Origin of the sequence: Methylobacter sp. Wu8 (genome assembly GCF_036440755.1) — a bacterium.
GTDB classification, from domain to species: Bacteria; Pseudomonadota; Gammaproteobacteria; order Methylococcales; family Methylomonadaceae; genus Methylobacter_A; species Methylobacter_A tundripaludum_A.
This window is the reverse complement of the sequence record NZ_JAZGVT010000068.1, coordinates 98,401-123,836: the sequence shown is the minus strand read 5'-3', so window position 1 is coordinate 123,836 and position 25,436 is coordinate 98,401. Positions and strand designations below refer to the sequence as shown.

24 protein-coding genes and 1 tRNA gene are annotated in these 25,436 nt (G+C 48.8%); 5 read left to right on the top strand and 20 right to left on the bottom strand.

The genetic code is table 11. The features are described 5' to 3' along the window. Positions 1 to 30 precede the first annotated feature (30 nt). The 11 genes from V3O24_RS12775 to V3O24_RS12725 all read right to left on the bottom strand — a co-directional run bounded on the left by V3O24_RS12775 (position 31) and on the right by V3O24_RS12725 (position 11,572). Complete coding sequence (locus V3O24_RS12775) at positions 31 to 369, bottom strand: hypothetical protein (RefSeq protein WP_331307519.1); 339 nt, start codon at positions 367 to 369, stop codon at positions 31 to 33. Between the two features lie 48 nt (positions 370 to 417). Further along, a complete protein-coding gene (locus tag V3O24_RS12770) occupies positions 418 to 861 on the bottom strand; it encodes a hypothetical protein (protein WP_331307518.1) in 444 nt (147 codons plus the stop codon). Position 862: 1 nt separating this feature from the next. Continuing rightward, positions 863 to 1,258, bottom strand: a complete 396-nt coding sequence (locus V3O24_RS12765; RefSeq protein WP_331307517.1) for a hypothetical protein — start codon at positions 1,256 to 1,258, stop codon at positions 863 to 865. Further along, positions 1,255 to 3,708, bottom strand: a complete 2,454-nt coding sequence (locus V3O24_RS12760) for a DUF3987 domain-containing protein (protein WP_331307516.1) — start codon at positions 3,706 to 3,708, stop codon at positions 1,255 to 1,257. Before V3O24_RS12760 ends, V3O24_RS12765 begins: the two co-directional genes overlap by 4 nt. After that, positions 3,701 to 3,907, bottom strand: a complete 207-nt coding sequence (locus V3O24_RS12755) for a hypothetical protein (protein ID WP_331307515.1) — start codon at positions 3,905 to 3,907, stop codon at positions 3,701 to 3,703. The genes V3O24_RS12760 and V3O24_RS12755 overlap by 8 nt, the downstream gene beginning before the upstream one ends. A 10-nt stretch (positions 3,908 to 3,917) precedes the next feature. After that, the gene (locus V3O24_RS12750) at positions 3,918 to 4,133 is read right to left on the bottom strand and encodes an AlpA family phage regulatory protein (RefSeq protein ID WP_331307514.1); all 216 of its coding nucleotides are present in this window, start codon (positions 4,131 to 4,133) and stop codon (positions 3,918 to 3,920) included. A 196-nt stretch (positions 4,134 to 4,329) separates the two neighbouring features. Beyond that, positions 4,330 to 5,058: a hypothetical protein gene (locus V3O24_RS12745; protein WP_331307513.1), complete on the bottom strand. Its 729-nt coding sequence runs from the start codon at positions 5,056 to 5,058 to the stop codon at positions 4,330 to 4,332. Between the two features lie 9 nt (positions 5,059 to 5,067). Next, positions 5,068 to 6,855 carry a type ISP restriction/modification enzyme gene (locus V3O24_RS12740; protein ID WP_331307512.1) on the bottom strand — a complete coding sequence of 596 codons (1,788 nt, stop codon included), beginning with the start codon at positions 6,853 to 6,855 and terminating at the stop codon, positions 5,068 to 5,070. Next, the gene (locus V3O24_RS12735) at positions 6,815 to 10,024 is read right to left on the bottom strand and encodes a DEAD/DEAH box helicase family protein (RefSeq protein ID WP_331307511.1); all 3,210 of its coding nucleotides are present in this window, start codon (positions 10,022 to 10,024) and stop codon (positions 6,815 to 6,817) included. Before V3O24_RS12735 ends, V3O24_RS12740 begins: the two co-directional genes overlap by 41 nt. Positions 10,025 to 10,055: 31 nt before the next feature. Further along, entirely contained in the window at positions 10,056 to 11,309 is a 1,254-nt protein-coding gene (locus V3O24_RS12730) for an integrase arm-type DNA-binding domain-containing protein (protein ID WP_331307510.1), read from the bottom strand. 176 nt (positions 11,310 to 11,485) lie between these two features. Further along, a tRNA-Leu gene (locus V3O24_RS12725) sits at positions 11,486 to 11,572 on the bottom strand. An 88-nt stretch (positions 11,573 to 11,660) separates the two neighbouring features. Between V3O24_RS12725 and queA the strand changes: the two genes are divergently transcribed. Continuing rightward, complete coding sequence (gene queA, locus V3O24_RS12720; protein WP_331307509.1) at positions 11,661 to 12,680, top strand: tRNA preQ1(34) S-adenosylmethionine ribosyltransferase-isomerase QueA; 1,020 nt, start codon at positions 11,661 to 11,663, stop codon at positions 12,678 to 12,680. Between the two features lie 109 nt (positions 12,681 to 12,789). Here queA and ylqF read toward each other — a convergent pair whose 3' ends face one another. Next, positions 12,790 to 13,710, bottom strand: a complete 921-nt coding sequence (ylqF, locus tag V3O24_RS12715; RefSeq protein ID WP_331307508.1) for a ribosome biogenesis GTPase YlqF — start codon at positions 13,708 to 13,710, stop codon at positions 12,790 to 12,792. Positions 13,711 to 13,916: 206 nt separating this feature from the next. On the opposite strand from ylqF, the gene yfbR reads away from it, so the two are divergent. Both yfbR and V3O24_RS12705 read left to right on the top strand, forming a co-directional pair. Continuing rightward, positions 13,917 to 14,516 carry a 5'-deoxynucleotidase gene (yfbR, locus tag V3O24_RS12710; RefSeq protein ID WP_104424411.1) on the top strand — a complete coding sequence of 200 codons (600 nt, stop codon included), beginning with the start codon at positions 13,917 to 13,919 and terminating at the stop codon, positions 14,514 to 14,516. A 187-nt stretch (positions 14,517 to 14,703) separates the two neighbouring features. Further along, on the top strand, positions 14,704 to 14,919 hold the full coding sequence (locus V3O24_RS12705; protein WP_331307507.1) for a hypothetical protein: 216 nt from the start codon (positions 14,704 to 14,706) through the stop codon (positions 14,917 to 14,919). On the opposite strand, the gene mepA is transcribed toward V3O24_RS12705, so the two are convergent. The 3 genes from mepA to mtgA form a co-directional block, all read right to left on the bottom strand. Beyond that, positions 14,894 to 15,757 (bottom strand): penicillin-insensitive murein endopeptidase, encoded by an 864-nt coding sequence (gene mepA / locus V3O24_RS12700; RefSeq protein WP_331307506.1) that lies wholly within the window; start codon positions 15,755 to 15,757, stop codon positions 14,894 to 14,896. The two genes, V3O24_RS12705 and mepA, sit on opposite strands and share 26 nt — an antisense overlap. A gap of 108 nt (positions 15,758 to 15,865) precedes the next feature. After that, positions 15,866 to 16,753, bottom strand: coding sequence for a VacJ family lipoprotein (locus V3O24_RS12695; RefSeq protein WP_104424409.1), 888 nt, complete (start codon positions 16,751 to 16,753; stop codon positions 15,866 to 15,868). Positions 16,754 to 16,849: 96 nt separating this feature from the next. Then, positions 16,850 to 17,569, bottom strand: a complete 720-nt coding sequence (gene mtgA, locus V3O24_RS12690; protein WP_331307505.1) for a monofunctional biosynthetic peptidoglycan transglycosylase — start codon at positions 17,567 to 17,569, stop codon at positions 16,850 to 16,852. A 178-nt stretch (positions 17,570 to 17,747) separates the two neighbouring features. Between mtgA and V3O24_RS12685 the strand changes: the two genes are divergently transcribed. Further along, on the top strand, positions 17,748 to 18,752 hold the full coding sequence (locus tag V3O24_RS12685; RefSeq protein WP_331307504.1) for a lysophospholipase: 1,005 nt from the start codon (positions 17,748 to 17,750) through the stop codon (positions 18,750 to 18,752). A gap of 241 nt (positions 18,753 to 18,993) precedes the next feature. Continuing rightward, positions 18,994 to 20,040, top strand: coding sequence for a GGDEF domain-containing protein (locus V3O24_RS12680; protein WP_331307503.1), 1,047 nt, complete (start codon positions 18,994 to 18,996; stop codon positions 20,038 to 20,040). Between the two features lie 332 nt (positions 20,041 to 20,372). Here the strand turns inward: V3O24_RS12680 and V3O24_RS12675 are convergent, their stop codons facing one another. Genes V3O24_RS12675 through V3O24_RS12655 form a run of 5 tightly spaced genes read right to left on the bottom strand, consistent with a single transcriptional unit; the run spans position 20,373 to position 25,270 of the window. Next, positions 20,373 to 21,755: a DUF4350 domain-containing protein gene (locus tag V3O24_RS12675; protein ID WP_331307502.1), complete on the bottom strand. Its 1,383-nt coding sequence runs from the start codon at positions 21,753 to 21,755 to the stop codon at positions 20,373 to 20,375. Continuing rightward, the gene (locus V3O24_RS12670) at positions 21,752 to 22,504 is read right to left on the bottom strand and encodes an ABC transporter permease subunit (RefSeq protein ID WP_331307521.1); all 753 of its coding nucleotides are present in this window, start codon (positions 22,502 to 22,504) and stop codon (positions 21,752 to 21,754) included. Before V3O24_RS12670 ends, V3O24_RS12675 begins: the two co-directional genes overlap by 4 nt. Positions 22,505 to 22,506: 2 nt before the next feature. Then, a complete protein-coding gene (locus V3O24_RS12665) occupies positions 22,507 to 23,436 on the bottom strand; it encodes an ABC transporter ATP-binding protein (protein ID WP_331307501.1) in 930 nt (309 codons plus the stop codon). 8 nt (positions 23,437 to 23,444) lie between these two features. Beyond that, complete coding sequence (gene hflD / locus V3O24_RS12660; protein ID WP_331307500.1) at positions 23,445 to 24,068, bottom strand: high frequency lysogenization protein HflD; 624 nt, start codon at positions 24,066 to 24,068, stop codon at positions 23,445 to 23,447. Between the two features lie 2 nt (positions 24,069 to 24,070). Continuing rightward, a complete protein-coding gene (locus tag V3O24_RS12655; protein ID WP_331307499.1) occupies positions 24,071 to 25,270 on the bottom strand; it encodes an HDOD domain-containing protein in 1,200 nt (399 codons plus the stop codon). Positions 25,271 to 25,436 lie beyond the last annotated feature (166 nt).

Sequence of the window (25,436 nt, the reverse complement as noted above, 5' to 3'; positions counted from 1 at the left end):
TCAACCATCGCCCTCGAAAAACACTCAATTTTAAAACACCTCATGAGGTCTTTTTTCCTGAACAAGAGAGGGATGCCGCATGATTACTAGGATTGCACTTCGGAGTTGAATCCGCCTTTGTAACTTTACTGGATAATCAAGGTTTTCCCAGTCCTCCCCATTTCTACGGTAGTTATAAATCAAACGTACTTGTCCAACCTCAACTTTAACATCAATAGCCGCAATCTTTTTTCCGTTCTGTAACCATTGCCAATCAAGCTTCTGTCCAGGTACTAAATAGCCATCCCGCTGCCAGCGTCTGACATCAAGCGACCGATAATCATCCGTGCAATCAGCCCCAAATTTTCTACCGCTACCGTACCCGCCCATATCACCACCATTTTTTATTTTCCGAAATCATTAGTCAAATTAACCGCTTTAGTTATAGTCAAAATTCTCTGAAAGCCTTGCCGTATCAGGGTTAGAGATGGTTTTTAGAGCAGGTATTTTTTCCGCCAATTCTGTCGCAATAATGGCCTTAATTTGGTCTTCCCAGGCATCATCTTCATGTAAAGCTGGGTATTTATGTTGATTTATTACCTGATTTGCTAACTTATTAACCAAAGGATTGTCACCATTTAGTTGCTGAACCACCACCGTTAATGGCGTGGGGGCTTTGCCCGCTGGCTTGCCGACAAGGTATTGGGCTAACCATGCCCGTGCCTGAGCATCGCCTTGTTTAGCGGCTGCTAAAGTGCTATTGACAACATCCTGCCAGTCTTCCAGCGACACTGTATCAAGCAAGGTTGACATATAATCGCCTTCGGTTCGGCTGTGGTTTGCGTTGCCTTTGATTAAAGATTGCTGTTTACGTTTCGCCATGTTATTTCCTCAATGGGTTTAGTTCCGGCCAGCGTTGTTTGCCGGTGCGTTGGTCGGGGTCGTTGGATTTGGGCGCGTAACCTTCACAGCGCCTTGGTAAATCATCGATAGGTCGATATTGTCTTGATGCTACGATTTCACCGCGCCATGCTGCCAAACAGCGACCGCCGGACAGATTGCAGCATTCCGCACAATGCCGCCGGTCATCGGCAAAGAACAGATCATCATTGGGTAGTTCGCCAATGACAACTTTTTCAATCTCAGTGTTTGCGACTGTGACAGTTGCGACTTTTGCGACAGTTCCAACCTTTTGCGTTTCAAGTGCCGCAGGTGTCGCAACTGTCAACGTCGCAACCTGTCCCGATTTGTTTTTGTGGATCAAACTGGAAAGTATCATTGCTGACCACCAGCCAACAAAGCGGGATTAATAAGAATATCTTTTCGGCGTCCTTCCATCAGCAAACGCACCCGACCTAACTCGTCTAATTCTTGCAAAGCTTGTTTCAGTACGTCTTTATCACGAACCGGCCCGAATCGTTGTGCTTCACGGCGGGGGATAATATGCGTCCGTTCCCGCTTACCATAATCGACAAGCCAAGCATCCAAACGCGTCGCGTTCGCCAATTCTACCGGCAAAGCCAGTTCACCAAAAAAGCGTCTGGATTCAGATAGATGCCAAGCGGCAATTCGACTGGCACCTTCAAAGCAATCCACATCCACCGCGCCGCCCATGCCGTGTGTAAACACATGAAATAGCGCCGCCAACCTTGCCGCATTATCAGCGGTTTTACTGGCAACATCCCGAACATCGAATAGTTCGCCGCCGGATCGCAGTTCAGCTTCTAAAGCATCATGAAAGGCTATCCAGGCTTGTTTCGCTGCTGGGGTCAATGTCAGCATAGCCGGTTCCAACTTGCCGTCATTGATCGGTGTCGCTGTATTCAATATCTCAGTTATGCGTTGATTAAACCGCGCCAGCTTAGGCCAAGTTTCCGGCGGTTCGGTAAAAGGCCGATAACCTTGGGTTGAGCTAGGCCATGCCACCAAGAAACGCGCCAAAAAGCCGGTACCTCTTGCCAGACCGCCGGACTTATCAAAGAACGCCCGTAAAGTCGCTTCCTGAATCTGCAAAGCCACGGTAAGCCGTGCGCCTTGTACGGTGAACGATTCCGACGAACGCCGCCCAATCGATAATGAACCGCCATCCCATAGCACATTTAACAAAGCCATATTGCGCATCACAGAATCCTTGCCCATGCCATGCGCCCCAAACACCACGCCCGCTTCACTCGATACCACGCCTGCCGACGGCCAATTTTTAGCCAGGGTAAAGGCAAGGTTTTCCGGGGTTTCATCGCCCAATATCAATCGGGGAATGCGCGGCGCTTCCGGTTTATCATGTTCCAGTGCGGTTAAATCATCCCGCAAATTGCCAGCGTCCTTGCCTTTTTTTCCGGCTTCCTTGATCGCCGACAAAATGCCTTCCCGCTGGGCATTCCAAGCCGCCATTGCCGCCGCGTAGTCTTTCAGCAAGGGCGCGGCCAATTCCGCTTGTTCAGCCTCATATTGACGAATGGCTGAGGTAAAAAAACCGTCACAAGTAGTTTTGCGTTCGCCGGAATCGGCAATACTCAACATAAACAAACCTATCGGCCCGGTAAGCCGTTCAGCGCGTTTGATGTCGCAATGGGCTTGGATTGCCAGCGATAGCGCCCCCAATGCAGAACCGGCGACTAAAGGAAACGGCGCTTTGACGAATCCGGCGACTTCTTCTGCCGCTGCCCGGATAACATCCGGCAACGCATCAATCGGATAAGTTTCCGGCTCTATTTTAGCGGTTAAGGGTTGCGGTTTCGGCCAATGGCTATCAATGCTTTCATCTGTCGCAATTGTCGCAATTGTCGCAACTGTCATGGTCGCAACATCGCGGATTTTAACCAGTGCATCCCTAACCGCATCCGCGCCGTGTTGCTGCCACAAGTCCCAAAAATCGCATTTTTGACCGTCCAAATCAGGCACTGCGACAAAACCACCGACGGCTTGCGCCGCTTCCGTGGCTGCTCTCAACCCCGGATTGCTGCCATCGGCTTTGATGTCGTTATCCGCCAACAGAATCAATTCGGCATTTGGGGCCATGCTACGCACAGCCAGCGCCACGGCGGATAAATTGCCCACATCCATTGCCGCCACCGCTGGCGCAGCATCAACCGCATGAACCGCCGCCACCGTTGCCAAACCTTCGCCAATCAACACCCGACTAGCGCCGCGTATCTTGCCCAGAGGATGAAAACCGCCACGCTTGCGGCCACCTTTCAGATAGTCTTTTTCGCCTTCGGGATTGATCGCCTCCAATGTCCAGATTTTGCCATCAACGCTATAAATCGGAATCAGCAAAGCATCTAACCAGCCACGTTGCGGCCATGCGCCACGTTTCACCCTTGGGCCAAAATCAACGATTTTTTTCAGTGCATAAGGATGTTGGCTTGGATCAGTGCCAGCCGCCGCTAAAACATCACCGGCATTAATCGCCGCCGCTTCCTGCTGGCGCAACTGTTCTGCATCCCGCGCCTTGCGTTCGGCTTCAAGGCGTTGCTTAAAGGCCGCCCGCTCTTCGTCGCTATAGGCGTGTTCGGTTGTTTCAACCTGCCAATGCTCATCTAAGCCAGTGGAAAAATCACCAAACACGCCACCGCGCAAATCATCGAACAATTTGCACCAAGCTGAATCATCACCCCGTTTTTTGTCGAGTCCGGGAAAACGATGAAACTTGCCCGGCTGGATCGTGTCCAGCGGATTCAGTCCATAAGCTTGCATTGCAGTTTTAAAAGATTCGATAGCGTCAACCATGCAGCATCCCCAAGAAAAACAACCTCGGCGCTTGTTCCCGACAGCGCTCTACCTCCTGCATCCATGCAGTCGAAGGGGCCAGCCGGTAAACAGCGGCTTTCAAGCGGTTGAGGATTGGGCTAAAATGGCAACTGTAAAATAGTGTAGTCAAGGCCGCTTGGGGAACGCCATCCCTGGCGGCTTTTTTGTTGTTAGTCATTCCTTCCCCCTTAACCCATGTTTTCGATCAACGCGCGGATGTCTTCCACGCGCCAAGCGGTTGTTCTAGGGCCAAGCTTGACGGGTTTAGGAAAACGGCCATCTTTGACGCCTTGCCACCAGGTCGATTTGCCTACCGGAATAACGGCGGGTATTGGCGGCTCGGCTTTTGGATTGCCGATGATATGGGGAAGGCGTAAATAGCCGGTTTGGGGTAGTTGGTGCATTGTGGATTACTCCCGGTTGTTAATGTCCGGGATAATTTATTGCCATCCGCAATGCTTAAATAGCTGGGTAAGTTCAAAAAACTCACCCTCAAAAAATTTGAATAGTGTGCAGCTTTTTCTTGGTAAGGTTAGGTAGGTTAAAAGCCGCACAAGTATTGAAAGCCAATAAAAACAAGGCTTTTAGGGGGTGGGTAGGTTAATCGCAAAGAGTCTTTGGAGCGCCTCCGTCTTCCTCCCAATTAGCAATTTTGGCCGCCTCAGTAATAGCTGATTTATTCATATCACCAGCATTGTAGCCATGTTTATCGCTACTCCGCTTATGTACTAAACCAAGTGACTTATAGTTACTTGTTAGCCATTGCTCCATTGCCGACTTTACTGATTTCCCACGCCGCAAATTTTCGTCTTCCATTGCTTGCCATGCTCTTACCGCTGCTGCTAGTTTTGGAGCATATCTAGGATGATCTAGGCTAAGGTAATCTGGATTATCTCTGACTATCGGAAAGAAGAATCCTCTGAGAAACCCTCTATTACTTAACCAATTCCGCAAAGATTCAACGTCAACCGTTGAAAGTGCAACGTCAATAGTTCCCGGTATTTCACCACAAACATTGCCGTTTATATCCAAATCATAATGCGGAATTAGGTTGCCTGAAATGGCACTTTTTTTAAGCCCGTTAGAAATGGCAGTCTTAGCTGCTTCATAACCAGTAGGCCTATTATGTAAGTCCCAATTTTCTACATAGGCATTTCCTGTTGAAGGGTCTTCACCAACTACTAATAAGGCTGCCTGTACGATAGTTAATTCATCGCATAAACGCCAATAATCCATGCTTTCCAATTTTAATCTGTCGTTTAATATCGAATATTCCATTGAATCCATTTTTTCCCCATCCCGCAAACCAACATAATCAAATTCCTCCATAGTTTTCTCTTAATTGCCAATTGCTAAGGGTGGCAGAGCTTTTACAATTTTCATGGTTTCCAAGCTGACCGTAATCACTCGCTGAAACAGCTCCAATGGATAACGGGCGTTTTTCATGGTCTCAATAGCCCAATCATTGGCATCGTTGACGATACCGCTGTCTTTATGGGTGCTGACGCCTTGGCGCTCCATCACCCATTCCAGCGCCGGTTTACCGTTGACGACATACTCATAGGCTTCCAGTGGAATGTCTTTGATGGTAATGGCATGGTTATAAATCACCGTGGTTTTATCGGCTTTGCTGGCGAATTTCATTTTGGTGACATAGAAATCCGCCGGGTTCAGGCTGGCAAAGGCTTTACTGCCACAATCCAGCTTAACCGGGTACAACAGCTGTTTTTCGTAATCAATATGCAATGTCGCCAACTCACGCCCGGCTTTACTAAATGCCCAAAAATCAGCAGCGGTTTTTACACAGGGAATACGCGGCAGTTCTTTGGTGAGATTGTCGGCATAACGGGCTTTGTAATCTTCGGAATGCAGCAAGCCATAGATGTAATAAAACAGGTCTTCCTTACCGATGTTGGCATCAGGATAGGTGGCCTGAAAGTGAGCTAAACCGGCATCGGTAATGCCATCTTTGACGGTATAGCTGGACTGATTCACGGCTGATTCAAAAACATCAATGGTTTGCCCTGTCTGTTCGTCGCCGAATAGATCGGCTTGTGTTTTCCCTCCGTTCGGTTGTTCATTACAAAGTATTGGTTCGTAGAGTTTTAGGGGGAAGCATTGGCATTTTTCAATTGTTTCTAAGTCAGGCACGGTTTGACTAATTAAAACTGAAAAGCCACTTCTTGCGCCAACGCCTGAAACACAAATTACCCGATTATGAACAGATAAATTAGGGAAAAGCTTAGGCATAACTCCAATTTGATCAATAAACCTACGATCAAAATAGTTCCATTGCTTATTAAATGGTCTATATGTTGATATTCTTAACTTGTGATTATCAAATTTTAAAATTCTTTTATTAAAAACATCATTTTTTAATCCACGAGTCCAACTTATTTTGGTTGGATCATTATCTATAAATTTATCTAGCTCTATATTTTTATCATTATTTTTTTCGAAAGAGGAAACCTGCTGGTTAAAAAAATCAACCATATTTTTTAAGTTGCTCAGTAAAAACGTCTTCGAATAATTAAAAACCCATGCATCACGACACGTCATTATTCCCCGTGCATATGAATCAAAAATTGTTACAGCCCCCTTGTCTTTTTTATTCCCCAAGCTCATAAACTCGCTAAAGCTATCATCACGTTGGTTTATCCAGTCATTATGTAGGTCGGGTATTATGGATTTCCAGCCATGAGTTGCTGTTATACCGTTAATGCTTTTTAAGCAGTTTAGTTTTTCCAGCTTTTCATTTTGTTTTAGGTCGCTACCAATATCATAGAAATAGATTTTACCTTGTTGTTGAGCATTGGGATTTTTAATAAATAGGGTAACGGCAATACCTGTCATGCTACCGCTACCGAATACATTTTGCCCCTCCTTAGCCTTACCTTTACTCAACATATTTTTACGAATATCACCGCGTAAATTAAATATATAGATGCTACTAAAGTCATCGGCTAAGCATCTACGCATACCGTCCATTGCTGGTTTTTCAATAAAACCACTGCCAGAAACAAAGCCAATTATGCCAGCGTCTTTAATGCGGTCACTTGCCCAGCGAATGGCGCGAATATAAGAATCATATAAAGCATTCTTCAAGGTCGCGGGAGTTTGCAGCATAAGTTGTACGGATTGCTTCATCTAAAGATTTATATTCAAGATTAGCATTATTGTCGTTGGCGCTTTCTTGCCCTGTCGAATACGGTGGATTACCAATAATGACGCGAATATCCAAAGCTTTTTGCTTGGTACGCCGTGCGTGGTTGTCTACCAACATCTGGCTGACTAAATCCTCTTTTTCATATAACTGAAAAGTATCAGTCAAACAAATGCCATTGAAGGGGTGATATTCACCGCCCACAATATCGTGGTAGACCGCCTCAATGTTAATGGCGGCAATGTAGTAGGCCAGCAAGACAATCTCGTTGGCGTGAATCTCGTTTTGGTATTTGTAGGTCAGTTGTTTGGGGCTAATGAGGCCGCTTTGCAGCAAACGAGTAATAAAAGTGCCGGTGCCGGTAAACGGATCAATGATGTGGACGTTTTTATCGCCCAGGGTTTGCCCAAATTCGTTTTGTAGCGCGTCATTGACGCTATGGATAATAAAATCTACCACTTCAACCGGGGTATAAACAATGCCTAAACGTTCCTTCATGCGCGGGAAGGCATTTTGGAAAAATTTGTCGTACAGTTCCACGACGATTTTTTGTTTGCCTTCGGCGTTGTCGATGCCTTCGGCGCGCATTTTTACGCTGTCATAGAATTGGTGCAGGGTATCGGCTTCTTTATCCAGTCGGTGCGCTTGCAGCTTGTCCAAAATATCCTGCATGGCAATCGACATGGGGTTGTGTTGAGCAAAGCTGTAATCTTTAAACAACGCATCAAATACCGGCTTGGTGATTAAATGTTGCGCAAGCATTTCAACGATTTCGGTATCGCTAATGGCATCGTTCAGGTCATCGCGCAATTCTTTGGCGAATGCGTTAAACGCGGCGATTTCTTCGGTATTTTCCGGGGAATCCAGTAGGGATTGAATGCGGGTAATATGGGTGCGGGCGATTTTGGCAATGTAATTGGCCCAGTCTTCCCAATGGTTACGGTTGCCGCATTTTTTAACGACTTTGGCGTATATGGCGCGTTGGATGTCGTCTACTTCAAAAGGGATTTCGTATTGGCCGTGGTCTTCGGCAACTTTGTTGTTTTTTTTGCCCAGGTTGTATTGGTTTTGGCCGGTCGGTTTGTTGTTGCCAGTGCTTTTGGTTTTTTTGCTGATTTTGTCGGTAATGGCGATAATTTCCATTTTGGAAGTATCTTTGCCGATCAAGTCCAGCTTATTAATCATGGCATCAAAACGGTCATCATGGGCGCGCAAAGCTCGCAGCACTTGCCAGACGACTTTGTAAGTTTTGTTGTCATCCAGCGCTTTATGCGGCTCAACACCGGCGGGAATGACCACCGGCAAAATAATATAACCGCGTTTTTTGCCTTCGGCCAGTCGCATGACTCGCCCAACCGATTGTACCACGTCCACTTGGGAGTTACGGGGCGTTAAAAACAGCACCGCATCCAATGCAGGCACGTCTACGCCTTCGGATAAACAGCGGACATTGCTGAGAATCCTACAAGTGCTTTCCGGCGTTTCAGCTTTGAGCCAGTTGATTTGCGTTTCTTTTTCGCTGGCATTCATGCTGCCGTCGATGTGTGCGGCTTCGCATTGCAAAGCTAAGGCGGGTTGGTCGATATGGCCTTGTTTAAGTTCTTCTTCCCGGTAGGCATCTACCACGGTTTTGAACATGCGGGCGATATTCTTGGAGCTGACCTTGTGAGTTTTCGCCTTGTCGCTGGGTTCAATCACCTGACAAAACGCCACTGCACGACGCATGGCTGCATTATCATCTGTCAGGTCTTCGCTTGCGCCTTGCTTGGATAGCGCTTTCCAGCAGCCAACGATTTTGGCGGCATCATCGACTTTCAGTTGGTTTTCATCATCGGCGAGCAATTTTTGCAGGCGTTGGCTAACATGCGCCTCATCAATCGCCAGCACGATAACCTTATAATCGACCAGTAACTTTTGCCGCACGGCTTCTGAAAAGCTGATAACGTGCAATTCTTCGCCAAACAGCGTTTCATCATCCATTGAGCACAGGGTAACGTTATCCTTTTCTGCCGTGGCCTTGGCGACATCGCCATAAATGCGCGGGGTGGCGGTCATGTACAGGCGTTTTTTTGCCTGAATAAAATCAGCATCATGCACTTTAACAAAGTTGGATTCGTCTTCGCCGTCAAAAGTTGCGCCGGTGGTGCGGTGGGCCTCATCGCAGATAATCAGATCAAAACCGGCTAAATCATATTCTTTTTGCGCTTTGCTGATAACGGCTATGGAATGATAAGTAGAAAACACCACGCTCATGTCGTGGCTGTCATGGCGCTTGCTCATTTCCTTGGCTAAGTGTCCGGCATCGGTGGTGGCCGGATAGCGTAATTCATGGGTATAGGTTTGCACGATGTCATTGTCATTTTTGCGCTTTTTGCCCACATCGCTATCCGAACACACGGCAAAACTGTGTAACGGTACATTGGCTTCCTGTGTCCATTCGGTCAGCGTTTGCGACAATAACGAAAGACTCGGCACTAAAAACAACACGCGCTTGCCTCTGCCTGCCAGTTGTTCGGCGATTTTCAGGCTGGTGTAAGTTTTGCCGGTACCGCAGGCCATAATCAGCTTGCCACGGTCGGCAATGGCTAATTTTTCAGTCACTTTGCTTATCGCTGGTTCCTGATGCGGGCGAATGGTCTTTTTGGGCTTTAATACCGGCGCTTGATCGGGTTGATAACGCGCCCAATCAATCTGGCTGTTTTCCAAATCGTTGAGGTCTATTTTGCTGACCGGCGGTTGTTGGTTTTGCAGCGCGTCTTCCGCGTGTTCGCTCCAGTGATTGGTCGTGACAATAATCACTCGATGCGTAAAAGGCTTTTTGCCGGATGCGGTGAAAAAACTGTCAATATCGCTTTTCTGAACGCGGTAATCCGGCGCGTAAAATTTGCATTGAATGGCGTGGTATTCATCGGTTCCCGCTGTTTTGGCGACCAGATCAATTCCGGTATCGCGGGCATCCATGCCTTGTTCCTTTGCCCAATCCGCATACGTCCAAACATCGCTATACAAATCTTTATAACTGGCTTCGTTGCGTAAGTAGCAAATAATCAAGTCTTCAAAATAAGTGCCTTTTTCTCGTTGTGCTTGGGCGGCTTGACGGTAGGCGTCCAGTAATTTGTTTAACGATGTCATATCTTTAAAATTTAATGTGCTATTTGTTTATTTAAGCGGTTTGCCGGAATGGGATTACTTCCGCGCCTTTTTTTAATGCGTCCAGATAATCAGCCCAGGACTGCATCATGCGCCGCCTTTCGTCCAGGTATTGCGCCCGGTTATAAGCAGCCCGAACCGCATCCCGTGGCGCGTGGGCTAGTTGCCGTTCTATCGCGTCAGGACTCCATCCTTGTTCATTGAGCAGGGTTGATGCGGTGGTTCTGAATCCGTGAGCTGTCATAACATCCGAATCATAGCCTAGCGATTTAAGCGCCGTGCGAATGGTGCCGTCCGACATAGGCCGCCCATCACCACGGATTGATGGAAATACATATTGCCCGCTTCCAGTTAATGGGTGGATTGCTTCCAGGATCGCCACCGCTTGAGTTGATAAGGGTACGATATGATGAAAATCGGTTTTGGAAACATAAGGCCGCCATTCTCGCGCCGCCAAATCAACATCATCCCAAAGCATTTGCCGGATTTCACCCGGTCTTTGAAACAACAACGGCGATAACCTGAAAGCTGATTGCACAACAAAGGTGCCTTGATAATTTGATATATCCCGCAAGAGTAGGGCGACTTGTTTGGGGTCAATAATCGCGGCTCGGTGTTTTACCTTTTGCGCCGGTATCTGCTTGGCTACGGGTTGCGCCGGATCGTAGTCGGTGTAATTGTGAACAATCGCATAGGCAAATGCCGAACTGATTTCCGCGTGTAAACGATGTGCCGTTTCAAGTTGCTGTTTATCGATCATCGGCTTTAACACAGCCAGCACATCGGCGGATTTGATTTCCTTGATAGGCTTATCACCCAACAACGGAAAAGCTAAGCGTTCAATCCGGCTTGTTTTCTTTTGATGCGTGGTTGCGCTTGTCAGGTGTGAAATGGAATCCAACCATTTGCGGGTAACATCGGCGAAACTGTCCAGGATTGGCAAGCCTTCGTTTATTCGATCTTCATTTAATTTGGTAATACGTTTGACTGCCTTAACTTGCTTTCTGAGTTGGCTGGGATCGATATTATTTGCGATTTGTGCGCGGGCTTCTTCGGCTTTGCGCCTCGCATTTTCTAAACTGGTATCAGGATAGGCACCAAAAGCGATTTTCTTACGTTTCCCTTCAAACTGATAGACGAACCGCCACAATTTAGAACCGCCCGCTCCAACGAAAAGAAACAGACCGCCGCCATCATTAATGGTGTAATCCTTTTCTTTGGATTTTGCTGCCCTGTAAACAGTGTCTTTGTTGAGATTAACCGCCATTTGTTACCCCCTCATTTGTTACCTTTTTTAGGTATTATAGGGAAGGTAACAAAAAAGGTAACACTTTTTATCGGATAACCCTGTGTTTCACTGGATTTCTTCGGACAATAAAAAACCCGCTAAGCTTTACAGCTTGCGGGTTTGTGTACTTCTTTGCACGGCTCTGAACCAATGTTTGGTACCGAGGGCCGGAATCGAACCGGCACGATGTCACCATCACCGGATTTTGAATCCGGCGCGTCTACCAGTTCCGCCACCCCGGCAAAGAACGGACATTATAGGCAAATGTTATAATCGATGCAAATCTTTTTAAAGATGTATTCGAAAGCCTAACCTGATAATATCACCGCTATGAAAAAAAGTGATTTTAACTACCAGTTACCCGAAGCATTAATCGCACAAAAACCGTTGGCAGAGCGCGATGCAAGCCGTTTGTTGTGTATGGATCGTCATACCGGACGGATAACCGACCGGCAATTCACCGATCTTATCGATTTGATTGATGAGCGGGATCTGCTTGTTTTTAACGATACCAAAGTAATTCCTGCCAGATTGTTCGGTAAAAAGCAAAGTGGCGGCAAGGTCGAGATACTTATCGAGCGTATCCTGGATGATCACTGCGCAATTGCTCATGTCAGAGCCAGTAAAGCGGCAAAAGCAAGTACTCTAATAGAACTGGATGGCGGCTATTGCTGCGAAGTGTTGGGCAGGTCGGACGATCTGTTTCAGCTGGAATTTAAAGGGGAACACAGTTTACTTTATATTCTGGAGCAAATCGGCCATATTCCATTGCCGCCTTATATTACCCGTGCGGATGACGAATCCGACCTGACCCGCTATCAGACGGTTTTTGCCAGAGAGGCGGGAGCTGTCGCGGCACCCACGGCAGGCCTGCATTTTGATCAAACCATGATGGAAAAGCTTAAAGCCAAAGGCGTGCAAAGCGCTTTTGTGACCCTGCACGTCGGCAGCGGCACCTTTCAGCCGGTCAGGGTGGAAGATTTATCCGAACATTTAATGCACAAGGAATATTTTGCGGTGCTGCCGGAAACGGTGGCGGCCGTTCAGCAAGCCAGAGCAAGAGGGGGGCGGGTTATCGCCATCGGCACGACGGCGGTCAGGGCGCTGGAGTCGGCGTCCCAAAGCGGTCGGCTTGAAGCCGGTTTTGGCGATACCGACTTGTTCATTACCCCCGGCTATCAATTCAAATCGGTCGATGCAATGTTGACCAACTTTCATCTGCCTGAGTCTACCTTATTGATGCTGGTTTCAGCATTTGCCGGTTACGCGTCTATCATGAGCGTCTACAGCCATGCTATTGATCAATCTTACCGATTCTTCAGCTATGGCGATGCGATGTTTTTGGCTTAGCCCAATTGTGTTATTGGCGGCATCCTGTGGAAAGTGTGTCGCTGTGGGGCTATATATGCTCAGCTTAATAAGTGCAGCCATTGAACGTTAATGCGCCTGCATATGGCATTTAGTTTGATCCTTTCCATTTCTGCTTCCGCGCTTTTTTCTTTGCTTCTTTCTGTTCGCGAATAACAACCAGTTCGGCCAGTTCCTGTTCCATCATAGCGGGGGTTTCCAGGCTGATTCTGCCGATAGTGCCGGCACGTAATTCAGATAACAGGATTTTGGATACTTTATCCATCTCGATGTGTCCGCCAGAGCGGAGACAGCCGCGTTTCTTGCCGATGGCTTCCATCAGCTGTTGTTCGCCTTCCGGCAGTTGGTCCAGCTGAAAGCGGATTTGCAGTAAGTTGGGGTAGTGCTGCAACAGGTATTCGGCCGCAAAGAAGGCAACATTCTCGTGGCTGATCGCTGTGTCTTTGATCGCGCCGGTGGTCGCCAGCCGGTAGCCGCTGTTCTTGTTTTCGACGTTGGGCCACAGCATGCCGGGCGTGTCCAAAAGGATAATGCCGTGGCCGATGTCGATGCGCTGTTGGGTCTTGGTGATGGCCGGCTCGTTGCCGGTTTTGGCGATTATTCTTCCGGCCAGGGTGTTGATCAATGTGGATTTTCCGACATTGGGTATGCCCATGATCAGTGTGTGGATCGGTTTGTCGCTGCTGGCTTTATTCGGCAGCATCTTGTGGCACAAATCAGGCAGTTGGCGCATTTTTTCCGGCTGCTCGGTGGTCAGCGCCAGGGTTTTTACGCCTTGTTCCTGCTCCAGATAGGTTTGCCATTGCTGTGTGATCTCGGGGTCGGCAAGGTCGCTTTTGCTGAGCACTTTGATGCAGGGTTTGTCGCTGCGCAGGGTGGTGAGCATCGGGTTTTGACTGCTGAACGGAATGCGCGCGTCCAGGATTTCGATGATTAGATCAACCTGAGGCAGGATTTCTTTGATCTCTTTGCCGGCCTTGTGCATATGGCCGGGGTACCACTGAATAAGCATGATATTTAACTATGTAACCAAAATGGACTATTTAAGCACCATAACCCTATAATCAACAGCTATAAATATATAAAAGGTTTAATAGATGAAAATAGTTAATGTATCAGAGGCGCCGGTGGGCTGTACACGGAGTCAACAAAAACGGCAGCTCAGAAATTTCCGGGCGAGAATTACCCGGCCATATTATTGAAGTAGTCGGTTGAATCATGAAAGAGATAACAAGCAGTTTTTACGCCTATTTATCAAGGCTCAGATGGATTAAACGCTGGGGGCTAAAGCGCAATGCGCATGATGAAAATGTGATGGAGCATAGCTGGGAGGTGTCGGTTATCGCCCACACCCTGGCTTTGATTAAAAACCGCTATTACGACGGCAAAGTCGACGCCAATGCGATTGCTACGGCGGCTTTGTATCACGATATTACCGAGGTGATTACCGGCGATTTGCCGACGCCTATCAAGTATCATTCCCCGGAAATCAGCGCAGCCTACAAGCGGATTGAACATCAGGCTGAAATTGAATTATTGGCGCTTTTGCCGGTGGAGTTGCGGGAGGATTTTCAGGCGCTGATTCATCACGACCAGATGCCGCCGGAGCATGTGCGGATCATCAAGGCGGCAGATAAAATTTCGGCTTATCTTAAATGTCAAGCCGAATTAAAGGCCGGCAATTCCGAGTTTGAAACCGCTGCCGAGCAATTGGCTGTGACGATTGGGGCGTCGGAGCAGCCGGAAGTGATTTTTTTTATGAAAACGTTTGCACCCAGTTGCGGATTAACGCTGGATGGGTTGATGAAAACTTATTAAGCGGCTTTTTTACTATGGACGTCTCAAGTTATAATACTTTTGTTTGTCAAGTAGGTAGGGTGAGGTTTTACGAAACTGCCTTAGCTTGTCAGAAAATAAAGCAAATTGCTGATCAATAAATTGGAATCTAGACGATATGAGTGGACACTTGGATAAGTTTACACGGTGCAGTACCCACGGAGAAGTTGTGAAACATCGATACAACATTGAACAAGCCAGAATATTGCTGGATATTTTAAAGTATCACAACGCATCAACCATGTTGCCTTCGTTTCACCAGGTAAAGCACGAAGCGCTTGATGAGGCGCTGGATAAGTTGAGGCTGGAATTGTCCGAATATATTGCAACGGATGACGGACTGGGCTTTATCGTCCCGATTAGGGATGAAAAAGGCCTGATTTAGTTGCATTCAAAACAACATCGCACAGCGCCGGAAGTACCGGTGGTTCCGGTTTTTTAGCTGTGGGAGCCGGCGTTTTGGCTTCCTCTGAAAACCACCAGGCCAGCGATGCATCGCAACCGTCGCTTTCAGGAAGCGGCTCCTGTGCTGTGCAGTTTTGATTGTTCAATGGGCATTTAAGACGCACATGAAAGTGATCGTCATGGCCCCACCATGGACGGATTTTTTTTAGCCAACTATGGTCGGATTTACGTCTGCATAACAGGCGTTTGACGCTGGGGTTGACAAAGATGCGGTCTACTTCCGGCTTACCTGCGGCCATTTCAAGGATTTTTTCGTGAGCCGATGACCACTGGCGGTCATCGATAGCATCCGATTGAGCAGCAAGCACCGACGGAGCGCTCCAGGTTTCGCGTTCATTAAACGTCAGACTCCGGTTTGCGGCTTGTTGCGACAGCAGATACCAGATGTCGACATCGAGCCCGCTTTGATGGCTGCGATGCCCGCTTGGTGTAGGGCCGCCGCGCGGCTGTCCTAGATCGCCGATCAGCAGGACTCCCCAATGCCGTGAATGCGTGGTCTTGGCTATGCTTTCGATAAACCGTATCAAGTCGGGGTGACCGTATGACCGGTTTCGCGTGGGGCGCATCAATTGATAGCCGGGGCCATTTTGGGGTAGCGAGACGGCGCCACTTAAGCAGCCGGCCGTGTAAGAGCCAATGCTCTGCGCGCTGTCGCCGATCTGCACGGATTGTTTGATGGTTGCCCAGTTATTTGCGGCAGGGGATGAAGAGCATTCGGAGAAAATACCCAGCAACAAGATGAATAATGGAAATTTCATTTTAAAATCGGCGATCACAATATCACTCTCACTCGTCCGAAGCGCGCGAAATACGGACTGCTCACCAATCATCAAAGGGGCGGCCAGACCGGCCGCCCTGTGCATTACTTATTCTTTAACAGGCGCCGACAAATTTAGAAGGTGTTTGGAGTTATCGATAACCGGAGCTGAACCGTTACCGCTGCCGGTGGCTGTCGAAGCAGCGCCGTTAGTTTTTGCAACGTTCGTGCCTTCGGTTTCAGCCTCCAGTTGCAGCTCATCTTCTTCAGGCACATTGCCGTCGTGGAGCAAGTATTCGCGACGCTGCTGGTAAGAGTTTTTGATAAATGAATAGCGGTCGACAGAGGCTTCATCAACGATTTTTTCAGTCGGTATCAAATCGGCCCGGGTGTCGGTCACATCGACGGATTTAGCGCCGGTATTGACCGCACTGATGGCAGCGCCGCTGCCGGCAAATACAAAGGTATAGGTGAGCGGGTTCAATAAAGCGTCGCCAACAGCCCCGGCGACTTCTCTAGGCGAACTGGCTCCCATAAACGGCACCACCAGATAGTTGCCCGTCGGAACGCCCCAGAAGCCTAGCGTTTGTCCGAAATCTTCATTATGCTTTGGCAAATCGATCATTTTCGCTACATCGATAAAGCCTGCGACACCGACAGTAGTGTTAACCAGAAAACGGCTGGCGTCCATACCGCCCTGTAGCATTTTAAGCTGTAGCAGATCATTGACGGTTACGCCGATGTCGTTAAGATTGCTGAAAAAATTGGTTATGCCGTCATTAACGAATTTGGGGGTTATCCACAAATAGCCTTTCGCTACGGGCTTGATAACGGCTTGGTCGAGATCGTCATTAAATTCTTGAGTGCCGCGGTTCCAACCTTCCCAAGGGTCTTTTTCATTGACTTCCTGCGTTGTCGCGCAACCCGCAAGTACACTAGATATAACAAGACTGCTCATGAATAAACGGGCGTTGATAATGGTTTTTTGCATACTCATGGCTTATCTCTACTTACTTTGCTGTTGAATTGATTGGGCGTCTGTATCGGACGGTTATTAATTCTGAAATTATACCAGACACAGTCCCTAAAAAACTCACTGATTTTGCATTTGTCTGAGTATCCAGTGTTGGCGTTTAAGTACATAACTTGATGGCTGTGCCGCCCGCAGCAGTATCGGGTTAGGCAGGGTTGCCGCCAATAATGCCGCTTGCGGCCTGCTGATTTGATTTGCGTGGACGCCAAAATAATACTGGCTTGCCGCTTCTATGCCGAACAGATGGTCGCCGAATTCAGCGATATTCAAGTAAACCGTCAATATCCGATCCTTGCTCCAGAGTAGTTCGATCAACACTGTAAACCAGACTTCCAGCCCTTTGCGGACAAAGCTTTTTGACGGTGTTAAAAATAAATTCTTGGCCACTTGCTGGGAAATTGTGCTCGCGCCCCTAAGCCGTCCGCCATCGATATACATATCAATAGATGATTGTATGGCATGCAAATCAAACCCGGAATGTTGGAAGAAACGCTGGTCTTCGGCAGCAATGACTGCCGAGGCGGCGTAAGGCGAGATTTTTTTTGCGCTGACCCATGAGTATCTAATAGTTTTGAACGAGCCGTCGTCAATCAAGTCTTCAACATGCCGATACACCATAAACGCCGAGGTGGGCGCCGGCACCCAGCGTAAAAATAGACACAGGCCGATCGATGAGGCCAGAAAGGTGAACAGCAAATAAAGCGCCGCCCTGCGCAGTATTCCCTTGAAGGATAATGAGCGAAAGTTGCTGCGGCTGGAGTAGCGGGATTGTCTTGCCAAGGTAAAAAAGAAGGTTAATGGTCGGCTTTTGTTTTGGTTGGGATTCTTGCAATACGTCCGGCCATATCATAAAGCCTTTGGGTCGGGCTGGATAGCCTTGGTCAATATGTCCATACAGTCAGAATCCGGCTGACACGGGTATAATAGCTCCTACCGTACACGATGCTGAACCAAACGTATGAAATTCCGATACCTACTGATTGCTTTTTTACTGATTATTAGCCAAAGCGGCTGTATGCCGATGATTTATCCGCCCGGTGAAAAAAACAATGCGGCGCAACTTGGCGAGAACACGTTTCTAACAGAAGACGGCGCAAGATTGCCATTACGGCGTTGGCTGCCGAAAACCGAACCGCATGCGATCATTATCGCGCTGCACGGGTTTAACGATTACAGCCGTTTTTTCGAGTCGCCGGGGGAGTATTTCAGCAAGCTGGGTATCGCCTGTTTCGCGTATGACCAGCGCGGTTTCGGCGCCGCTCCGCAGCGCGGTTTGTGGGCCGGCGGCGATGCCTATACCAAGGATTTGCAGGTTTTGGTGCAATTGGTAAAACAACGTTACCCCAAACGTCCGGTTTATTTGCTGGGAGAAAGCATGGGCGGCGCGATTGTCATCACCGCCATGAGTCGGGTAGATATGCCGGAAGTCGCAGGTGTTATTCTTGCTGCGCCGGCATTATGGGCCAGGTCAACCATGCCCTGGTACCAAACCGGGTTGCTTTGGACGCTGGCGCATACTATGCCTTGGTTGACCTTGACCGGGGAGGGCGTACATGTCGTGGCGTCGGATAACATCGAAATGCTCCGCGCCCTAGGGCGCGACCCTTGGGTTATCAAGGCGACTCGCGTCGAAACGGTATACGGTTTGACCAACTTGATGGATGCGGCATTTAACAGCGCCGAGTCGCTGCACGGAAATGCCCTGATGCTTTACGGCGAGAAAGATGAAATTATCCCCAAGGAACCGACGTATGCCTTCTTGCAGCAATTCCTCCAGGCGAATACGATGGGAAAAACCGTGGCGATTTATCCGCACGGCTACCACATGCTGTTGCGCGATTTGCAAGCGCCCACCGCATGGAAAGACATCGCCGCCTGGATTAACGACGGTCCCGACAAGCTTCCGTCGGGTGCGGATAATCGGGCGCGGGAATTGTTAAGCAGCCGATTCAAAGATTTTTAAACTGTGAATGCCGGCAAGTTTCGGGCGAGTCTGGCTTGGGCTGTAATTAAAGCGGATAGTTTTACCTGAACTTGCCCAAGGCCAATGAGCGAGGTAAGGACTGTGCGGCAGGCCTGCTTTGAGCGGTAGCGGCCTTTGCTAGGCGGATGTGCTAGGTCACGGGTTGCATATAGTATGTGTTAGAATATTAAACCGATTTCTTTACGTTTTGCAGCCCAATATTATCAACGGGAAAATCCACATGACCAAGGAACCTTTTTTTCGCCTCAACCAAGAACCCGACGCCCTGAACGGTTTTTCCCGAACCGTCGCGGAAATCGAATGGTTACTGTTGGTTTTGATGATGTTTTATCTGGTGGTAGGGCATCTTGAGGAAGAGGTAAAGGTCTTTTTACTGGGCGGACTCTGCGCTTTTGCCAGTTTCGTCATGGTATTCCATTACTTCAACTTTTTTGCCAAAGCCAATGTTTGGAAATTGGCTATAGAAACCTGGGTCATGATCCTGCTGATCACTTGGTTCGTTTGGCATACCGGGCGCCAAAACAGCCTGCTGCTTAACCTGTACTTTCTACCGATCATCACCAGCTCTTTGGCTTTGGGTAAGCTGACTACCTTGCTGGAAGTGATATTAATCGGCACTTGTTATGTCTATTTGGGCAAAAGCGGCGTAACCGGCAATGGGCTGTTCTCCTTAAGCGAGGGCAGCGTCCTGCTGACCTGGCTGTTTCCGATGTTGTTGGTGGGTTACATCACGACCATGCTGTCTAACGACATCTACCACGCTTTCAGCCGTGTCAAAACTTCCGCGCAAACCGATGAATTAACCAGCCTCTACAACCGCGGCGCTTTTATGGAATTATTGGAAAAACAATTGCATCAAGCCCGGCGCGGCGGACGCACATTCAGCTTACTCTTGGGTGATTGCAATAACTTAAAAATCGTCAATGACCGATACGGGCACGAAGCAGGCAACCTGCTGTTGCGCTCGGTCGCCGACAACTTCCGTCATTGTCTAAGAGGCTGCGATTCCGCAGCCCGCTACGGCGGCGACGAATTTACGGTATTGCTGCCTGAAACCACCGCAGAAGAAGCGAAGCTGGTGGCAAAACGCATCAAGGAAACATTGGTTGCCACCAATTTTAACTACCGGGGCAACGCAGTCAGCACCGATATCAGCGTCGGTGTTGCTACTTATCCGCAACACGGCGATACCGCTGAGCTATTATTGCGACATGCCGACGAAGCCATGTATGCCAACAAGCGCGAAAGTAAAAGTCGGGCTGCGTAGTATCTATCTTGGCGCGTAGGATAATGGTATGGACTCCCCCTTTTTCCTACGGCATAGCGTGTGTCAAAGAGGAATCCGCTTGGCGCGTGGGTCTTCGAGGCCGATAGGACGATAGAGATAATTCTCAGAGCCAGCTCATTAACAGGAACAGGCCGCAACTGCGTTGACTGACTGTAGCAATCAAATGGAAAAAAGCTTGCAAAACAGAGGGGGCATAGATGCGCTCAGGTACAAAGCGCATCTATCGCGAAAGATGCGTTTCACTTTGTTCAGCGACCTGGGGCCACATACTTCATTCGTACCTTGGAGCGCAGCAGCGATGCAGGATTTGGCTAACGCTGCTTGCGTTTACGCCAGATGTAAAAGCCTGCGCCCATTAATAAAAACGGTATGACAACCAAAAAGCCGAAACCGATCACGGCGACGCTGATCTGGCTCAGTTGCAGGCTTTTATCGGTTGCGATTTTTGCCGGGATGTCGATAAACCGGTCGTCATGAATCAGCCAGTTGACCATTCTCAGTCCCATGTCCAGGTTGCCGACATTACCGATATAACTGTTGGACAGGAAATCGCCATCGCCAGCCACGATAATGCGCTGTTCCAAAGGTTCTTTGTCTGAGCTTGTCGAAAGAACCTGTCCTGAGCTTGTCGAAGGGCGGGTCAACGCATAGGCGAAGGCAAGCGGCCCTTGTTTTTCGTCGCCGTCGGCATCGAAAAGAATTTTCCCGGCTATCGGGCCGGTTTCCGTCCATGACTGCGATGCGCTTTTAAGCAGGACTACGGCCTGGAAATCCGTTTCTTCGCCGATTTCCAGCGCGGCGGCAACCGGGTAAACGGTGATGGTCTGAAAACCCTGGGTGACGGGATGGCGAATATAGTCGCTGGCGAGTACGAAGCTGGGGTCGTTAATGCCGTAAAGCTTGGAGCTGCTATCTACGAGAGTTCCCGGAAGCTGGCGCAAACCTATGAGCTGTTGCAATGCGTCCAGATGGCGGTTGCCCGGATCGGTTAGCAGCAACAGGTTACCGCCTTGCCGGATATAGCGTTTGATCAGTTCAAGCTCGGCGGGCAGTAGCGGAACGGCGGGAGCGGTAAGCACCAGCAATGCGGAGTTGCGGGGAATGTCCGGCATTGTCGCCAGATTGATGGTTTGAGCCTTGATTTTACGGCGATCCAGTTCCTTGCCGAATTGGCCTAAATCGAAATTGGCGATGCCGTCAGGTGCGCGTTCGCCGTGACCGGTCAGGAAGGTGACCCAGCGTTCACCGGCGTTAGCCAGTTGCAACAGGGCATTAGTCAGCGATGATTCGTCGATAAAGTTCAGTTTTTCGCTGCGGCCCTGATATTCGACAATAACGGCGCCGGTTGCATCTATATTCAATTCGCGGGTTTTGTCCGGCTGCGAATCGGGGTCTATGAAGCTTAGCGTCAGATCGGCTTTATGCCGTTTGTAGCGGTCAACTAATTGTGCAATCTGGCTTCTTAATGCCGGTTCTTTTTTAATGTAGGCGGTCAGGCGTATGTCGCCGGGCAGCGACTCCAGCAGTTTTTGCGAAGCCTGGGACAGGCTGTTGCTGTTGTTGCCGGTTATATCGGTTTCCACTTTATAACGGTTGCTTAACCAAGCCAGCGTGCCGAAAGCGCACAATAAAGCCAGGACGATGAGTCCGTTTTTTAAGCTGATTTGCTGGTGCTTATGGCGGGATATTTTCATTTTTGCAAGCGGTCGTTATCCAGGCTGCGAATGCTCAGGGTGATGAAGGTGGCGGTAAACAGCACGAAGTAACTCAGGTCGGCCGAGCTGATCAGGCCGCTTTGGATATTCTGGAAGTGCCTTAAGATCGACAGGTATTCAAACAGCTCGCTGCGTTGATCGTTCATGCCGGCAGACCAATCCAGAATCCACAACAGCAACAACATGCCGAAGGCGCCCATTGCGGCAACGGTGGGATGGCCGGCGACACAGGACATAAACAGGCCGATTGCGGTAAAAGCGGTAACCAGCAGCAGCAGCGCCAGGATATTGGCGAATAGTTTGCCGAAATCGAGCTCGGCGCCGGACAACAAAGATAACGGCATCAGGGTGATCAGCGCAATGATCAACAGCATCAGTCCGAGTAGGCCTAAATACTTGCCGAGTATGATGTCGATATTGGAAACAGGCGCGGAAAGCAGCAGGGATAAGGTCTTGTTGCGGCGTTCTTCACAGATCTGGCGCATGGTCAATAACGGCGTGACCAGTAACAGAATGATGCCCGCGTTGCCGAACAAGGGCGGCACGATAATATCGGTCAGGCCGGGTGCGCCTTCAATCGAAGCCAGTTTGGGCTGGAGCGAGATGAAGGCTTCAACCTGGGTTAAAAACAAAAACGCCAGGATGAATTGCAGGACGGCTAATATCGTCCAGGCCATCGGCGATAAAAACAGGCTTCTGAATTCACGGGAAGCAATGGCTAAAATCATGCTCATAATTCGCGATGCTCTTTGGTCAAGCTGATAAAAATATCTTCCATCGATCTTTTTACCGGCGTCAGTTCCTGCAGGCCCCATCCGGCGGCAATGATCTGTTCGGCAATGTGTTCGGCGGGATTGGCGGTGACGCTGTGGTGGATTCTGATCCGGTTTGCTGAAATGCTTTCGATAGAGTTGACGCCGGGGATGGCCGATAACTTGTTAATGTCAGATGGCAGCCGGGTGAGGACTTGCAGGGTGCCGGTATCCATTTGCCGGTTAAGTCCGGCTACGGTTTCGTTCAGTATCAGCTGTCCTTGATCGATGATCTGCACATGTGAGCAGGATTCCTGCACTTCGGTCAGTCTATGGGTGGACAGGATGACGCCGTGATCTTGTCCCAGTTCCCGGATTAAGGCGCGGATTTCACGGATTTGAATAGGGTCAAGTCCGACCGTCGGCTCATCCAGCACGATAACTTCAGGGTTGTGCAAGATAGCCTGGGCAATGCCGATGCGCTGCTGAAAGCCTTTGGACAGATTGGCGATCAGCCGATTGGCCACCTCGGTTAAGCCGCAACGCTCTTGGGCTCGTTTGATTGAATCAGGGATAGAATTTTTGGCGATGCCGTGCAGCCGGGCGCAGTAAAGCAGGAATTCCTGAACCGTTAGTTCTTTGTATAGCGGCGGCGTATCGGGCAAGTATCCCAAGCTCAGTTTGGCGGCCTTGGGTTGATCCAGCAGATCGAAACCGTTGATTTTAATTTGCCCGGCGCTGGGAGCGAGATTGCCGCACAGTATTTGCATGGTGGTGGTTTTACCCGCACCGTTGGCGCCCAAAAAGCCGAGCACTTCGCCTTTGGCTAAGGCAAAGCTGACATCGTTGACGGCGCAATGTTTGCCGTAATAGCGGGTCAGGTGTTCGGCTTCGATCAGGGCTGTCATGCCGTCGGTTAAAGTTGCTTCAACAGGATTTGCAGTTCAGCCTGAATCTTTTTGCGGTAGAACAGAAATTTCCAACGGGCGCCGCCGCAGTGCTTCCAAAGAATGGCCGAACGTATCCCGGCCAGCAGGCAGGCGCGTATTTTATTAACGACGTCTGGTTTGGATAAATATTCCTGTTCACCATTGACCATGATTCTAGGCTGCATGGTGCTGATAGTGGTGTGATAAATGTTGCCGAGATTCGCCAATACATTTTCATGCAGCAGGCCGAAATGCTCGGATTGCGATTGGGCGCGTTCAATGCCGGCGAAAATGGTTTTCAGCATGGCGGGCTGTTTGGAAAGTTGATTTTCCAGAAAAACCAGCGAGGCTGCATAGCGGGCCTGTTCGGGGTTAGCGATTTTGAGACCGCTCATCTGATCGTTAAGCCGTTCAATGCCCAGTTTAAGGCCGGGTAATCCGCCGTAGACATTTGCCACGCCATGTTCATCGCTAACGAAAAGACTGCCAATGCTGGCTTCAAGGGCCTTTGTGTCGGCGGCGCCTGTCGTTGCCAGTTGTTGAACCAGCGCCGCTGTCTGGGCAATGCCGGCAAGAGCGATAGTTTGGTTGGTGATTGTATTTAATGACATAGTTATTTTATATTGCCCATAACGTCTTTTGCCCAGTTGATGCTGTGAATATAAGTGTCGCCAATGATGGCTTGGTCAATATCCTTAAATGATATTGATGAAATATCCCAATGCTCGTAACTGATAACGCACTTAAGCGCTTCTCCGCCCAGCCCTTCTTTGTGCAATATCGCGGAAACGATATTGTCGGCCAAAGGCAGCTGGCTTATTGCTTCATCCAAGGGTATGTCCAGCAAACTGTCCAGATTGGACAGGATGCCGATCAGGAAGAAGTTGTCGGATTTATTGCCGGTCAGGCTCGCCAATTCCTCACACATTTTGCCGCGTATTAACGCATTTTGTATGACAGCTTCCGGCTTGTTGGATAAGGACGCCAACGTCAATATATTTATCCAGCGTTTTATTTCCTTCAATCCCAGATAAGAAATGGCATGGCTAATGGATGAGATTTTATTGGGTAGGGAGAAAAACGCGGAATTGATGTAATGCAGCAGTTTATAGCTGAGCCCGACATCCAACGAGATTATCTTGGTCAGGTCTTCAAATTCAACGTCCGGGTTGTTGACAGTGTTTAACAATTGAATGGCTGCCGATTGATTAACGCTTATGCGTTTGCCTGAAACTATATTGGGTTTGTTGAAAAAGAAACCCTGGAAATAATCGCAGCCCAATTCGACGAGGTATTGATATTCGGCGTATGTTTCTACTTTTTCCGCGAGTAATTGGACATTGTAGGGCTTCAGCCGGCTGATCAGTTCGCGAGTCTTGGACTCGCCCATTTCCATAATATCGAGCTTGATAATATCGGCAAATTCCACTAGCGGCTTCCATTCTTCGGAAAAGACGAAGTCATCCAGCGCAATGATATAGCCTAGTTTTGACAGCTCTTTCAAGTTGGCGACAATTCTTGAATCGATTTCAACGTTTTCGAGCACTTCAATGACAATCCGGTCTTTGGGTAGGTGTAGCGGCGTCTTGTCCAGGATGTTTTGCGTCGTAAAGTTAATGAAGGCTTTGTGAGGACCGACTATGGTGTTGAGTCCCACTTCTAAAATGGTATCGGTAATGACTTGGTTGGTTGCTTGCGTTGCCCCATCTTTATGATTCAGGTCGAAATCATCGCCCCTGAAAAGCAGTTCATAGGCGTAAATATTCAGCTTTTGGTCAAAAATCTGTTGTCGCCCGATTATTATGTCTGCCATTTAAAATTGTTTAAGGTGGTTTGTTAGAAATTTATAGGTAATCTCGGGCCAACACAACGATAATCACACATATAATATTTAATTTATACCATGATTATCGACTATCAGTCGAGTATGATATAGGCATTACTTAGAGAGGCCGCGCCTCTGTCAACAAAGGAGACTA

Excerpts from the sequence above, each read along its gene's own strand:
- V3O24_RS12775 (WP_331307519.1), bottom strand. The coding sequence starts at position 369 with ATGGGCGGGTACGGTAGCGGTAGAAAATTTGGGGCTGATTGCACGGAT.
- V3O24_RS12770 (WP_331307518.1), bottom strand. The coding sequence starts at position 861 with ATGGCGAAACGTAAACAGCAATCTTTAATCAAAGGCAACGCAAACCAC.
- V3O24_RS12765 (WP_331307517.1), bottom strand. The coding sequence starts at position 1,258 with ATGATACTTTCCAGTTTGATCCACAAAAACAAATCGGGACAGGTTGCG.
- V3O24_RS12760 (WP_331307516.1), bottom strand. The coding sequence starts at position 3,708 with ATGGTTGACGCTATCGAATCTTTTAAAACTGCAATGCAAGCTTATGGA.
- V3O24_RS12755 (WP_331307515.1), bottom strand. The coding sequence starts at position 3,907 with ATGACTAACAACAAAAAAGCCGCCAGGGATGGCGTTCCCCAAGCGGCC.
- V3O24_RS12750 (WP_331307514.1), bottom strand. The coding sequence starts at position 4,133 with ATGCACCAACTACCCCAAACCGGCTATTTACGCCTTCCCCATATCATC.
- V3O24_RS12745 (WP_331307513.1), bottom strand. The coding sequence starts at position 5,058 with ATGGAGGAATTTGATTATGTTGGTTTGCGGGATGGGGAAAAAATGGAT.
- V3O24_RS12740 (WP_331307512.1), bottom strand. The coding sequence starts at position 6,855 with ATGCTGCAAACTCCCGCGACCTTGAAGAATGCTTTATATGATTCTTAT.
- V3O24_RS12735 (WP_331307511.1), bottom strand. The coding sequence starts at position 10,024 with ATGACATCGTTAAACAAATTACTGGACGCCTACCGTCAAGCCGCCCAA.
- V3O24_RS12730 (WP_331307510.1), bottom strand. The coding sequence starts at position 11,309 with ATGGCGGTTAATCTCAACAAAGACACTGTTTACAGGGCAGCAAAATCC.
- queA (WP_331307509.1), top strand. The coding sequence starts at position 11,661 with ATGAAAAAAAGTGATTTTAACTACCAGTTACCCGAAGCATTAATCGCA.
- ylqF (WP_331307508.1), bottom strand. The coding sequence starts at position 13,710 with ATGCTTATTCAGTGGTACCCCGGCCATATGCACAAGGCCGGCAAAGAG.
- yfbR (WP_104424411.1), top strand. The coding sequence starts at position 13,917 with ATGAAAGAGATAACAAGCAGTTTTTACGCCTATTTATCAAGGCTCAGA.
- mepA (WP_331307506.1), bottom strand. The coding sequence starts at position 15,757 with ATGAAATTTCCATTATTCATCTTGTTGCTGGGTATTTTCTCCGAATGC.
- V3O24_RS12695 (WP_104424409.1), bottom strand. The coding sequence starts at position 16,753 with ATGAGTATGCAAAAAACCATTATCAACGCCCGTTTATTCATGAGCAGT.
- V3O24_RS12685 (WP_331307504.1), top strand. The coding sequence starts at position 17,748 with ATGAAATTCCGATACCTACTGATTGCTTTTTTACTGATTATTAGCCAA.
- V3O24_RS12680 (WP_331307503.1), top strand. The coding sequence starts at position 18,994 with ATGACCAAGGAACCTTTTTTTCGCCTCAACCAAGAACCCGACGCCCTG.
- V3O24_RS12675 (WP_331307502.1), bottom strand. The coding sequence starts at position 21,755 with ATGAAAATATCCCGCCATAAGCACCAGCAAATCAGCTTAAAAAACGGA.
- V3O24_RS12670 (WP_331307521.1), bottom strand. The coding sequence starts at position 22,504 with ATGATTTTAGCCATTGCTTCCCGTGAATTCAGAAGCCTGTTTTTATCG.
- V3O24_RS12665 (WP_331307501.1), bottom strand. The coding sequence starts at position 23,436 with ATGACAGCCCTGATCGAAGCCGAACACCTGACCCGCTATTACGGCAAA.
- hflD (WP_331307500.1), bottom strand. The coding sequence starts at position 24,068 with ATGTCATTAAATACAATCACCAACCAAACTATCGCTCTTGCCGGCATT.
- V3O24_RS12655 (WP_331307499.1), bottom strand. The coding sequence starts at position 25,270 with ATGGCAGACATAATAATCGGGCGACAACAGATTTTTGACCAAAAGCTG.